Genomic DNA, 13,179 nt, shown 5'->3' with positions numbered 1-13,179 from the left:
TAAGTACATCTACTTGTCCAATTTCTACATTAAAAATATTTTTTGTTAAAAATTTCAAATTTATTTCTTTAAAGTGATGAAAATATCTTTTTCATCTGCATCAATTATAATACTATCATTTAAGCTAAGTTCATCTGATAGAATCATATCGCTAAGCTTATCTTCAATTTTTTCATAAATAGCTCTTCTTAAAGGTCGAGCTCCAAAATCAGGATCAAACCCAGCCCTTGCGATAAATAAAGCTCCATTTTCTGTAAGTTCTGCTTTAATGCCTTTATTCTCAAGATTTACCTGCAAATCTTTAAAAAGAAGTTTTACTATCTCATACGCTTCATTCTGCCCTAGAGGATTAAAAGTGATAATATCATCAAGACGATTTAAAAATTCAGGCTTAAAAAAAGCTCTTAATTCATTTTTAACAGCTTCTTCTTGTTCTTTGCCTTGTAAATTCATAATTGCATTTGAAGCTATATTTGAAGTTAAAATAATGATAGTATTGTTAAAATCTACCGTAATGCCTTTACTATCAGTTGCACGTCCATCATCAAGTATGCCTAAAAGTATATTGAAAACATCTTTATGTGCTTTTTCAACCTCATCAAATAAAAGCACACTATAAGGCTTTCTACGTACAGCTTCAGTCAATTCACCACCTTCTTCGTGCCCAACATATCCCGGAGGCGCACCCAAAAGTCTTGAAACACTATATTTTTCCATAAATTCACTCATATCAAAGCGAATCATAGCCTTCTCATCATCAAATAAAAATTTTGCTAAAGCCTTTGCAGATTGTGTTTTTCCAACTCCTGTTGGCCCTAAAAACAAAAAACTTCCTATAGGTTTATTAACTTGATCCAACCCTGCTTTATTTCTCTTAATAGCTCTAGCTAAAGCATTTAAAGCCTCGTCTTGTCCAATAACATTCTCTTTTAAATGCTTCTCAATGTCAAGAAATTTCTGTTTTTGAGACGCAAGCATTTTTTGCACACTAATACCTGTCCATTTGCTTAAAATTCCAGCAACTAAATCCTCATCAACTTGATTTTTAAGCAAAACCCCTGCTTCACTCATCTTTTGCCATTTTTCTTCAAGTTCTTGCACTTCTTTATTTAAACTTGGAATTTTTCCATATTCAAGCTCTGCAGCTTTTTGAAAATCACCTTTATGTTTAGCTACAACAGCCTCATTTTTAAAACTATCAATTTCTTTTTTCTTGGTACTTATAGCATCAAAAACAGACTTTTCATTTTCAAATTGCGAATAAAGCGTGTTTTGTTTTTCTTTCAAATTTGCAAGCTCTCTTGCAATTTCCTCAAGCCTTTTTTTATTTTTCTCATCATTCTCCATTTTTAAAGCTTCATTTTCTACTTGTAAGGTTTCAATATCCTTACGTACCTTCCGTAAAGAACTTGGCTCACTTTCAATTTGCATTTTAAGTTCAGCTGCGGCTTCGTCAATCAAATCAATAGCCTTATCAGGCAAAAATCTGTCTGCAATATATCTTTTTGAAAGTTTGGCTGCGGCTACTAAGGCAGTATCGCTAATACTTACATTGTGATGAATTTCAAGCTTCTCTTTAAGACCTCTTAACATAGTCAAAGCCTCATTTATACTTGGCTCTGGAACAGTAACAGGCTGGAATCTTCTTTGCAAAGCAGCATCCTTTTCAAAATATTTTCGGTATTCTTTGAAAGTGGTAGCTCCTATAGTATGCAACTCTCCTCTTGCAAGAGCTGGTTTTAAAATATTTGCCGCATCCATACTTCCCTCACTTGCTCCAGCACCTACTATGGTGTGAATTTCATCAATAAACAAAATGATATTTTCATTTTTTACCACTTCATTGACTACTGCTTTTAACCTGTCTTCAAATTCACCTCTGTACTTGGCTCCGGCGATTAAAGCACTCATATCAAGAGCTATTACTTTTTTATTCTGTAAAGAGGTAGGGACATCTTTTTTAAGAATTCTTTGAGCTAAAGCTTCTACAATTGCTGTCTTACCGACACCCGGTTCTCCTAAAAGAAGAGGATTATTTTTCGTTTTTCGAATAAGAATTTGCATTACTCTTCCTATTTCCTCTTCTCTACCTATCACCGGGTCAAGTTTTCCTTCACTCGCTTTTGCAGTTAGATCTATACCGAATTTTTGCAAACTGTCTAAAGTTTCATCACCACTTTTGTTTTCTATTTTGCGACCCGATCGTATATTGTAAAGCTCTTTTTTCAATTCTAATACATCAATAAACTTTGAAAGAATATCTTTTATAGGACTTCGTTCACTTTCACTTATAAGCCAAGTATCAATGCTTAAATACGAATCCCCATTAGCATTCATCAAACCTTTAGCGTTTTCTAAAGAATTGATAAACTCATTTGAAAATCTTATATTTTCACGATTGACATTTGAACTCGTAGGCAAATTTGAAATTGCACTTTTAATTTCAAGTTCTAAAGCTTCTTTTGAAATATTGGATTTATTGCAGACTTGATTTAAAAGACTTCCACTATCAACACTCAAAGCCCAAAGGAGGTGTAAAGGAAGTACTTCGCTGTTTTTAGAATGTATAGCCAAAGATAAAGCATTTTCAACACTTGAAAACATAGAATCTGTTAAGTAATCTTGAATATTTGGCATATAAATCCTTCTTCTTTAAATAATACTAAACATAACTATAGCATTCTTATGCTAACAATCTGAATCAACTCAAAATACTTTAGTATTTGTTTCAAAAAAAAACAAAACACAAAAATTACAATCAAATGCATTATAAATTGTATAAAGACTAACAAATAAGATCCAACCACTTTGTAAAGACTTTGCACTTTTTTCAATGAAGATAAAAAACCTTACACAACACTCAAAGCAAGATGAAAGACATTGATCTATGAACTCTCCATTGTATCACTTCATAAACATATCAATTGCTTTATTTAAAGCAATCAAACTTTCAAGGTCATCATCTTTTGCAGCGTGAATAATACAGTGGGCTAAATGTTCTTTAAGAATAGCTTTGGCTGTATTATTAACAGCAGCTTTTACAGCAGAAAGTTGAACGAGAATTTCACTACAATCCTCATCTCTTTCCACCATTCTTTTAATTGCATTTAAATGACCGCTAATACGACTCAAACGATTCGAAATTGCTTTTGTATGTTTTTGAGAATGGATATGTTTTTTCATAAATTTTGTACCATATTTTTTGAGCATTATAACAAAAAACAACCTAAAGAGAATTTGTTTTAATTTACAATTTTTTAAGTAATTTGTATTAGAATTTAACTCTGATAATTTTCAATCTCACGGAGTCACAATTAAAAATGAAAACAAAACGATTTTTAGCTACTTTCACCGGCTTTTTAAGTTGTTTAATATTATGTTTTATTTTAAGCAGCACTTTAGAAGCTAAAACAGATGGCAAAACAAATAAACTAGAACAAAGATTACAAGCTCTGGATAAGCTTACCAAAACACTAACGATAGTTGAACAGTATTATATTGAAGATCAAAATGCTAGCGACTTAATTGATAAAGCTCTTTCAGGTCTTTTAAACAATCTTGATGCACATTCTTCTTTCCTAAATGAAAAAGATTTTAATGATATGAAAATCCAAACTAATGGTGAATTTGGTGGACTTGGAATCACAGTTGGAATGAAAGATGGAGCACTCACTGTCATCTCTCCCATAGAAGGTACTCCAGCTGATAGAGCAGGAATAAAACCCGGAGATATTATCTTAAAAATTAACGATGAAGTAACTTTAGGAATGAATCTTAATGATGCGGTTGATAAAATGCGAGGAAAACCTAAAACACAAATCACCTTAACTATTTTCAGAAAAGGAGATTCAAAACCTTTTGATATAAAACTTCTAAGAGATATTGTCAAAGTAGAAAGTGTTTATGCAAAAATTATAGAAAATGAAAATATACTTTACTTAAGAGTTACTAATTTTGATAAAAATGTGGTAGAACAAGCAGCAAAAGAGCTTAAAAAATATCCTAAAATCAAAGGAGTAGTGCTTGATTTACGAAACAATCCCGGTGGGCTTTTAAATCAAGCGGTAGGACTTGTGAATTTATTTGTTAAAGATGGAATCATTGTTTCGCAGAAAGGACGCATTGAGAGTGAAAATCAAGAGTACAGAGCAAAAGCAAAAAATAAAATTTCAGATGCTGCTTTAGTTGTCTTGGTAAATGGGGGCAGTGCGAGTGCAAGCGAAATAGTAAGTGGAGCCTTGCAGGACTTAAAAAGAGCGGTAGTACTTGGTGAAAACACTTTTGGAAAAGGAACAGTCCAACAAATCATACCAATTAATAAAAGCGAAGCCTTAAGACTTACGATAGCAAGATACTATTTACCAAGTGGCAGAACTATTCAAGCAGTAGGTGTAAAACCTGATATTGAAGTATTTCCCGGAAAAGTTAATTCTCCTGAAGAAAGTTTTAGCATTAAAGAAAGTGATTTAAAACAGCATTTAGAAAATGAACTTGAAAAGCTTGATGAAAAAAAAGAGCAAAAATCTAAAGATAACAAAAAATTGATCACAACACAACAGGTGAATGAGGACATACAACTTAAATCAGCTATTGATACAGTAAAAATTCTTAATATTAAGGAAACGATAAAATGACAAAAAAAGAATTGCTTTATGAAGGTAAAGGCAAAAGACTCTATGCAAGTGAAGATGAAAATATACTTATTAGCGAGTTTAAAGATGATCTTACAGCTTTCAATGCTGAAAAAAAAGGAAATGAAAAGGGTAAAGGTGCTTTAAATTGCAAAATCAGCACTGAACTTTTTCATCTTTTAGAAAAAGAAGGGATTCAAACCCATCTTATCAAAATGCTCAACGAAAATGAACAAGCGATTAAAAAATGTACAATTATTCCAATTGAAGTTATAGTACGTAATGTAGCTACCGGTTCTTTAGTCAAAAGACTTGGGATTAAAGATGGAACCATATTACCTTTTGCTTTGGTTGAATTTTGTCTTAAAGATGATGCACTAGGTGATCCTTTTATCAATGATGAGCATTGTTTGCTCTTAGATCTGGTAAAAGACAAAGAACAAATTGAGGAAATAAAAAGCATCGCAAGAAAAATTAATACTATATTACTCTCATTCTTTGAAAGAAAGAATTTAAGACTTATAGATTTTAAAATTGAATTTGGCCTCACAACAAACAATGAACTTGTTTTGGCTGATGAAATAAGCCCTGACAGTTGTAGATTTTGGGATAAACATACGAATGAAAAGCTTGATAAAGATCGTTTTAGGCAAGGTTTAGGGAATGTCAAAATAGCTTATGAAGAAGTTTTAAAACGAATTGTCGGTTAAAGGCAAAGAATGAAAGTTGTTATAAATGTATTTTTAAAGGATGGGGTTTTAGATCCTCAAGGTAAAAGCATAGAAAAAGCTTTATATTCTTTAAATTTTAATGGGATTAAAGAAGTAAGAATGGGCAAACAAATTCGACTCAAACTTGATGAAAAAGACAAACAAAAAGCACAAGCAGATGTAAAAAAAATGTGTGAAGAGCTTTTAGTTAATAAAGTCATTGAAGAATATGAATTTTTCATAAAAGAAAACGAATGAAAGTTGTCATTCTTCGATTTCCTGGAACAAATTGTGAATTTGATACACAATATGCTTTCAAAAAAATCGGAATACAAGCCCAAATACTTTGGTATAAAGAGAAAGAATTCAAAGCTGATTTACTTGTCTTACCCGGTGGTTTCTCATACGGGGATTACTTAAGATGCGGTGCTATAGCAAAATTTGCCCCTGCAATGCAAGGGGTGTTTAATCACGCAAAAAAAGGCGGGTATATCTTAGGTATTTGCAATGGTTTTCAAATTCTACTTGAAACCGGACTTTTAAAAGGGGCGATGAGGCAGAATAAAAACATCAATTTTCTCTCAAAAAATCAAAATTTACGAGTGGTTTCAAACAACAATATCTTCTTGCGCAAATTTCAAAAAAATGAACTTATCTCTTTGCCTATTGCTCACGGCGAGGGTAATTACTATACAGATAGCGACAATTTAAAAGAATTAGAAGATAAAGACCTTATTCTCTTAAAATACGAGCCAAATCTAAATGGCTCACTTTGCGATATAGCTGGTATTTGCGATGCAAACAAAAAGATTTTTGCCCTTATGCCTCATCCTGAACGAGCTTGTGATAAACTTTTAGGCAATAACATAGGTTTAAAAATGTTAGAAGGGTTTTTGTGAATATACTCTTTTTTCTCTTTTTCTTTTGTACAATACTTTTTGCTCAAATTAATGTATTTGAAGGACAAAATGAAACTTTACAAAAAGAATTTGGAATAGAAGAACAAACAATTTTTCAAAATATAGCACCAAGCGATGAAAGTACTGATTTTGAAATCGAGATAAATGACCCTTTTATCTCTCAAAGCTCTTTAGTACTTCAAACTAATGACTACCCAAATAGAGTGTTTGTTGGAGAGGTTTTTCCCATCGTTTTAAATGCAAAAACAACTGAAAATACCAACTTTGACTTCAATATCACAGTTGAAAAAAACAAAGATTTAGAATTTCTCAATCCCAACCCAGAATGGGAACGAGAAAATGGAAGTTATAAAACAACTTTATGGTTTGAAGCAAAAACCCCAAATGCTCTCTTAGAACAAATCCACATACAACTTTTAAGGAACAAACAAGCTTTTCAAGAAGCAAGTATTCACATCACTCCTATAAAATTTGAACTCACAACTAATGATAAAAACTATTCTCATCTTGTTGCAAGCTTCTTAGAAATAGTAAAAGCAAAGACAAACATCTTTGATGATGAAAATCTTATTATGATGCTTGAACTCAATGCAAAAAATACAAATCTCAAAAGTTTTTTCATTGATGGAATTTTAAAACAAGGCATAGAAAATGTTAAGGGTGATTTTAACAGCTCCAATGGCTTTTACTATGCTATTCTTCCAAATTCACAAACTCATTTTACTTTCTCCTACTATAACAAAGAGAATAAAAAACTTGAAGATTTTACTTTAAAGCTTGAAATTAGCGATGAAGAATTAAGCACACAAAGCGATTTAAATCCTACTAATAAAAACTTCAATGCCTATAAAAAATATGGACTTTGGGTTTTAGTTTTACTTTTAGCGATATTGTTTCTATGGTTGAAAAACTTTTTCATACTCATTCTTGCTCTTGCAATTTTCACACTAAGCTTCTTACTTGACACCAATACACAAACTGCTATTTTAAGAGCTGGAACAAGAGTAAAAATTCTCCCAACAAATCCTTCAACCTTTTTTTACATAGCAAATTCAAATGAAAAAGTTGAAATTTTAAACAAAAGACAAAACTATGTGAAAATCCTCTTTCAAAATGGACAAATAGGCTGGGTGCAAAATGTGGATTTACAAAAAAATTAAAGCTCTATATTTTTGGTTTTTTTTTATTATAAGTATAGCATTTGTCATTCTTCTTTTTTGTTTCATACATTCTCAAGACACCATTTGGAAGATTCGTCGTCTTTGGGCAAAGATGCAAAAATACACAATTTTCTACAAAATAGAACTTGTAGGAGAATTCAATCCTCAAGCAACAATAATACTTCTAAATCATCAAAGCACTTTAGATATTATTGCACTTGAAGACATTTTTCCAAGAAATTTATGCTGGATAGCTAAAAAAGAACTTGCGGAACTTCCTTTGTTTCAAATAGCTATGAAAAAGCCAAAATTTCTTTGTATAGACAGAAAAAATCCTAGAGCCTTAATAAGCATAGTTAAAACTGCTAAAGAAAGAGTACAGCAGCAAAGAGTTTTAGCAATTTTTCCAGAAGGTACGCGTTCAAGAACACAGCACTTGCTTAAATTTCAAAATGGTGTGCAAATTTTAGCTCAAAAACTTGATTTAAAAGTACAACCTATCTTACTAGTAGATTCAGCGAAAATTCTTGATACAAAAACTTTTAGTGCTCAAAGTGGAATCTTAAAAATCATTCCTCTGCCTTTAGTTGATACAAGCCAACAAGATTGGCTTGAAAACACAAGAAAAATGATGCAAGAAGTCTTAGATAAAGAACGTTCTTTAATTGTAAATCACTAAAATTTCATTACAACGTGCCCTATAATTTAGTTTTTGTTTTAAATTATATGCTAAAGTACGGATTAAAAAATTCAAACTCAAGGAAAAAAAATGCAATTTCAAACTGAAGTCAATCAACTTTTACAGCTTATGATTCATTCTTTATATTCAAACAAAGAAGTTTTTTTAAGAGAACTTATTTCTAATGCAAGCGATGCCTTAGATAAGTTAAATTTTCTAAGCGTAAGTAATGATTCATACAAGAATTTGAAATTTGAACCAAGAATCGACATTGTTTTAGACAAAAAGAAAAAAACACTTATTATTAGTGATAATGGCATAGGAATGGACAAAGAAGATTTAATCAACCATCTTGGCACAGTAGCAAAAAGCGGTACAAAAAGCTTTTTAGAAAATTTAAGTGGGGATGCAAAAAAAGATTCTCAACTTATAGGTCAGTTTGGTGTTGGTTTTTATTCTGCATTTATGGTCGCTCAAAAAATTGAAGTTCTAAGTAAAAAAGCTTTAGATACAAAAGCTTATCTTTGGACTTCTGATGCTAATGGATATGAAATAGAAGAGGCGCAAAAAGAAACTCAAGGTACAAGCATTACTTTATACCTCAAAGATGAAGAATTTACTAATAGTTACAAAATCGAAAATCTCATAGAGAAATACTCAAATCATATCCAATTTCCCATTTTTATGGAAAAAGAAGAATACATACCACCAAAAGAAGGCGAGAAAGAAGGTACAACTGAAAGCAAAATCACACAAATCAATAAAGCCGATGCTCTTTGGAGAATACAAAAATCAAAATTAAAAGCAAAAGACTATGAACTTTTTTATGAACAAAATTTCCACGACAATGAAAAACCTTTACTCTATTTACATACAAAAAGTGAAGGAAAATTTGAATACAATTCGCTTTTTTTTATTCCACAAAGCGCCCCTTTTGATTTATTTCGCGTGGATTATCAAAGTGGTTTAAAGCTTTATGTTAAAAGAGTTTTTATTAGTGATGATGACAAAGAACTTTTGCCGACTTATTTGCGTTTTGTACGTGGAATTATCGATGTTGAAGATGTACCACTAAATGTAAGTCGTGAAATTCTGCAAGAAAATGTTATTTTAAAAGCTGTTAAAGAAGCAAGCGTGAAAAAAATCTTGAGCGAACTCCAAAAAATGAAAGAGAAAAACAAAGAAAAATATCAAGAATTTTTCAAAACCTTTGGTAAAGTATTAAAAGAGGGTCTTTATGGCTTTAGTGCAGAAAAAGAGAGTTTATTGCAGTTAATGCTTTATAAAAGTACAAAAGGTACACAATTGCGAAGTTTGCAGGAGTATAAAAATGATGTCAAAAATGAACAAAAAGAGATTTTTTATATCACAGGAAACAATGAAAGCTTATTACGCAATTCCCCTTTACTAGAAGAATACAAACAAAAAGACATTGAAGTACTGCTAATGGATGATGAGATAGATGCTCTTGTAGTACCTATGATGAATGAATTTGAAGGTTTAAAATTTACAGCTATTAATCAAGTTGAAGATAAAAATGACTTCAATGATGAAGAAAAACAAAATTTTGCTCCTTTGCTTGCCAAATTTAAAGAACTCTTAAAAGATGAAGTTGAGGAAGTGCGTCTGACTTCAAGACTTAAAGACAGTCCAAGCTGTATAGTCTTTGATAAAAACAAACCTGATTTCGCTATGCAGCAAATTTTAAAACAAATGGGGCAAGAACAAAATGTTAAGCCCATTTTAGAAATCAATCCTAAACACGAAATTTTCACAAAACTGAAAAAAAATGAAACTTTTACAAATGATATAGCTATTTTAGTGCTTAATATGGCAAAACTTAGCGAAGGTATGGGTGTAAGCAATGCTAATGAATTTAACAACACTCTTAGCAAAATCATCGCTAAGGCTTTGGGATGATAGAAAATCTTAAGCCTGAATTTTGGACAAAAGAAAATTTAAATGAATATCAAATTTTTGATGTACGATCTCCAAAAGAATGGCAAGAAGAAGGGCTACTAAAACAAGCTAAATGTCTTTTTCTCTACGATAATGAGGGACTTTTGAATCAAAATTTCATTAATGATTTCAATAACTTATTTGAAAAAGAAAAAAAACTTGCTTTCATTTGTCGCAGTGGATACAGGAGTAAATTAGCAGCAGATCTTATAGCTGATAAACTTGGTATCATGGGTGTGAATTTAGATGGTGGAATGCAAGCTCTTAGCAAGAGTGTTCAATGATAAGTTTTTATCTGCTTCTTGCTGCCTTAGCTTTTTTGTTTTTATATTTTTCCATAAAAAAATTGACTGTACAGATTGATGAAAAAGTTTTATTAGAGCCTATAAAATCAGACTTATATCCTAAATTCTGCGAATGTATAGATGAAAAAATAAGAAATTTTAAAGAACAAATTCAACAAGAAAAACTCCAGCTAAAAAACGAACACACAAAAGATATTTTGCTAGAAAAATTAGGCGATTTTTCACGAGAACTTACTTTTATTCAAACAATGAACTTAAGTAAGAAAAATGATGAAATATGGCAGGAGGAACTTTTTAGTTTTTTAAAAGAAATAGAAAATACCTTGCTTGAATTCTTAGAAAATGGAGAACAGGAAGCTGAAAAATTGCGAAATGAGCTTATGAGAGAATTTGAAGCCTTACATTAAAATATGAAGCAAAAAAGAACTTTTAAAAAGCTCTAAAATCTCAAAATTAATATTATAGAATAAGTTTTTAAAATTAGCGAAAAACTTGTTTTAAGAAAAGTCTTTTCTTATTTGAGTTGCAAAATAGCATTAAGAATAATAATATTTATGCTATCATTGGGTAAAAAATCTGCATATACAAAGAATTTATACCAACATTGCAAACTATCAAATCTTTATTTCTATTAAAAGCCTTTAAATCAATCAAACAATATATTTTCACCTTTAAGAATATGATGTGTTACAATTCCAAAAAGCGTATCATTTGCATATAAAGAATTAGAACTTTTTTTCCGTTGCATTTCATCAAATACAACTAAATTTGCTTCTTTTCCAACTTCTATTATGCCTGCATTTATACCCAAAAATTGATTTGGATTAAGACTTGTAATCCTACAAAGCTCTTCCCAAGATACAAGATTTTCTTTCACTAAAAAAGTATAACAAAGACTTATAAAATCACAAATACTATTAATTCCAAAAGCTGCCTCATCAAAAGCTAAGTCTTTATAAGAGAGTGATTTTGGACTATGCAATGAACTTATAAAAGAGAGTTCTCCTTTTTGCAGCGCTTGTTTAAGAAAAGCTACGTCTTTAGCACTTCTTAAAGGTGGCATTAATTTTGCTGCTGTATTAAAACCTCTGCAAGAAGTATCATCTTTAATGAGATGATGTATGCTTACTAAAGCATGTTGATTTTTCAAAATCCTCATAGATTGTTTAAGACTTATACAGTCAAAAACGACTTTTGCTCCATAGAATTTTGCTATTTCAAGCATTTTAGCAACTTCACTTGTCTCAGCTACTTCACTCATTCCGCTAAGTCCTAATTCAAAACTCGTTTGACCATCATTCATTACTCCATCATCATCAAAATCTTTTTGATAAGAACGAACAAAAAGAAAACAATCTTTCATTAAGGCATACTGCATACTCGCACGTAAAAAATTTGCATTCAAAGCGCTATCAAGTTCAAGTGCTATTGCCCCTTTATTTAAAAGGGTAGCAAGATTCTTTAATTTTCCATTTTTTTGTACTTTAATGCTAGAAAAAATTTGCATTTTCCTTTGGCGAATATTTTGCAAAAATAAAGCAAAACTCTCTTCATTAAAATCCATAACATCTCGTAAAACTACTGCACTTAAACCACTTTTTAAACATTCATTTTCGAAGAGGTCTATATTTTCTAAAGAAAACTTATCGTCTTTTAAATTGACACACAAATCTACAAAAGAAGGGAGCAAAGTCGCACCTTGAACATCAAGACTTTTAGTCCCGTTAAGTTTTGTACCAATTTGTACAATTTTGCCACCTTGAATTTCCAAATCCCTAAGTTCTTTACCATAAATTCTTGCATTTTTAATCAGCATCAACACCCCCTAAGCTTTTCTCTTCAACAAATTCTGTACAGAACTGTTAGCATCTTTGCCCTGTAAAATCGCTACAATTTCATTAACAATAGGAGTATAAATACCATTATCTTGTGCAATTTTTCCTATGGCAAATGCTGTACCAACACCTTCAGCTACTTCTGCAAGATCTGCTAAAATATCATCTATTTTTTGATTCTTTGCAAGAGCAAGTCCTACACGATAATTTCTTGAAAGTGTACTTGAAGCAGTTAAAAATAAATCTCCTGCCCCGCTAAGTCCTAAAAAAGTTTCTTCTTTGGCTCCAAAAAATCTGCCAAAACGATACATCTCCATAAGTCCTCTTGAAATAAGAGAAGCACGAGCATTATTTCCAAGTTTTAAGCCATCATTTATCCCACTTGCAATAGCTAAAACATTCTTATAAGCCCCACAAATTTCAGCCCCTCTAACATCATCATCAATATAAATTTTCATAAAAGTTGGAAAAAAATCTGCAAATTCTTCACAAAGTTTCTTGTCTTGTCCGCTGATTTGCAAAGCACAAGGCAAACTCTGCATCACTTCAGCTGCAAAGCTTGGACCACTTAAAACGCAAATTCTCTCCCTGCTTACAAATTCGCTTACAATTTCGTCTAAAAACTGATGTGTTTGCATATCTATACCTTTTGAAGCAAGAAGAATTTTTTGATTCTTATAAATAAAATTTTTCTTCAGCCAAAGTCGAAGTCCCTGAGTACTTAGTGCAAAAACAAGACATTGACATTCCAAAGCCTCTTTGTACTCCACAAAATAGGGTAAATTATTAGTATGGGGTGAAGTGATAAGACAAATTTGCTTTTGCAAAAAAGCCTTTTGTAAAGCCTGTCCCCATTTGCCCGCTCCTATGATAGCAAGTTTATTTGACATTTATTTTCATCCTTGATACTATAGTGCAGAATTTCTAAAATTAAGAGCAAGAATCAAAGCAGTCAAATGCTCTTTAATATCTCTAAGTAC

At 31.3% G+C, this 13,179-nt stretch carries 13 protein-coding genes; 9 read left to right on the top strand and 4 right to left on the bottom strand.

What is annotated here, in order from left to right; genetic code table 11:
* Positions 1-60: 60 nt before the first annotated feature.
* A complete protein-coding gene (locus OQH62_RS01620; RefSeq protein WP_266012972.1) occupies positions 61-2,637 on the bottom strand; it encodes an ATP-dependent Clp protease ATP-binding subunit in 2,577 nt (858 codons plus the stop codon).
* 267 nt (positions 2,638-2,904) lie between these two features.
* A complete protein-coding gene (locus tag OQH62_RS01615; protein ID WP_266012970.1) occupies positions 2,905-3,183 on the bottom strand; it encodes a metal-sensing transcriptional repressor in 279 nt (92 codons plus the stop codon).
* A 137-nt stretch (positions 3,184-3,320) separates the two neighbouring features.
* Here OQH62_RS01615 and OQH62_RS01610 point away from each other — a divergent pair, with 137 nt between their 5' ends.
* The 9 genes from OQH62_RS01610 (at position 3,321) to OQH62_RS01570 (ending at position 10,771) form a co-directional block, all read left to right on the top strand.
* Positions 3,321-4,634: a S41 family peptidase gene (locus tag OQH62_RS01610; protein ID WP_266012969.1), complete on the top strand. Its 1,314-nt coding sequence runs from the start codon at positions 3,321-3,323 to the stop codon at positions 4,632-4,634.
* A complete protein-coding gene (purC, locus tag OQH62_RS01605; RefSeq protein ID WP_266012965.1) occupies positions 4,631-5,341 on the top strand; it encodes a phosphoribosylaminoimidazolesuccinocarboxamide synthase in 711 nt (236 codons plus the stop codon). The genes OQH62_RS01610 and purC overlap by 4 nt, the downstream gene beginning before the upstream one ends.
* Positions 5,342-5,350: 9 nt before the next feature.
* Positions 5,351-5,599 carry a phosphoribosylformylglycinamidine synthase subunit PurS gene (purS, locus tag OQH62_RS01600; RefSeq protein WP_266012963.1) on the top strand — a complete coding sequence of 83 codons (249 nt, stop codon included), beginning with the start codon at positions 5,351-5,353 and terminating at the stop codon, positions 5,597-5,599.
* The gene (purQ, locus tag OQH62_RS01595) at positions 5,596-6,240 is read left to right on the top strand and encodes a phosphoribosylformylglycinamidine synthase subunit PurQ (RefSeq protein ID WP_266012959.1); all 645 of its coding nucleotides are present in this window, start codon (positions 5,596-5,598) and stop codon (positions 6,238-6,240) included. Before purS ends, purQ begins: the two co-directional genes overlap by 4 nt.
* Positions 6,237-7,421, top strand: a complete 1,185-nt coding sequence (locus tag OQH62_RS01590; protein ID WP_266012957.1) for a hypothetical protein — start codon at positions 6,237-6,239, stop codon at positions 7,419-7,421. The genes purQ and OQH62_RS01590 overlap by 4 nt, the downstream gene beginning before the upstream one ends.
* Positions 7,399-8,100, top strand: coding sequence for a lysophospholipid acyltransferase family protein (locus tag OQH62_RS01585; RefSeq protein WP_266012954.1), 702 nt, complete (start codon positions 7,399-7,401; stop codon positions 8,098-8,100). Before OQH62_RS01590 ends, OQH62_RS01585 begins: the two co-directional genes overlap by 23 nt.
* A 90-nt stretch (positions 8,101-8,190) precedes the next feature.
* Positions 8,191-10,020, top strand: coding sequence for a molecular chaperone HtpG (gene htpG, locus OQH62_RS01580; protein WP_266012951.1), 1,830 nt, complete (start codon positions 8,191-8,193; stop codon positions 10,018-10,020).
* Positions 10,017-10,343, top strand: a complete 327-nt coding sequence (locus tag OQH62_RS01575; RefSeq protein WP_266012948.1) for a rhodanese-like domain-containing protein — start codon at positions 10,017-10,019, stop codon at positions 10,341-10,343. The genes htpG and OQH62_RS01575 overlap by 4 nt, the downstream gene beginning before the upstream one ends.
* Positions 10,340-10,771 carry a hypothetical protein gene (locus tag OQH62_RS01570; RefSeq protein ID WP_266012945.1) on the top strand — a complete coding sequence of 144 codons (432 nt, stop codon included), beginning with the start codon at positions 10,340-10,342 and terminating at the stop codon, positions 10,769-10,771. The genes OQH62_RS01575 and OQH62_RS01570 overlap by 4 nt, the downstream gene beginning before the upstream one ends.
* A gap of 239 nt (positions 10,772-11,010) precedes the next feature.
* On the opposite strand, the gene OQH62_RS01565 is transcribed toward OQH62_RS01570, so the two are convergent.
* Positions 11,011-12,180, bottom strand: a complete 1,170-nt coding sequence (locus OQH62_RS01565; RefSeq protein ID WP_266012942.1) for an amidohydrolase family protein — start codon at positions 12,178-12,180, stop codon at positions 11,011-11,013.
* Between the two features lie 9 nt (positions 12,181-12,189).
* Positions 12,190-13,089 (bottom strand): NAD(P)H-dependent glycerol-3-phosphate dehydrogenase, encoded by a 900-nt coding sequence (locus OQH62_RS01560; RefSeq protein WP_266012939.1) that lies wholly within the window; start codon positions 13,087-13,089, stop codon positions 12,190-12,192.
* Between the last annotated feature and the right edge of the window lie 90 nt (positions 13,090-13,179).

This window comes from Campylobacter sp. MIT 21-1684 (assembly GCF_026241315.1).
GTDB lineage: Bacteria > Campylobacterota > Campylobacteria > Campylobacterales > Campylobacteraceae > Campylobacter_D.
Note: the sequence above shows the minus strand (reverse complement) of the source record. Positions and strands in the feature narration are given on the sequence as shown.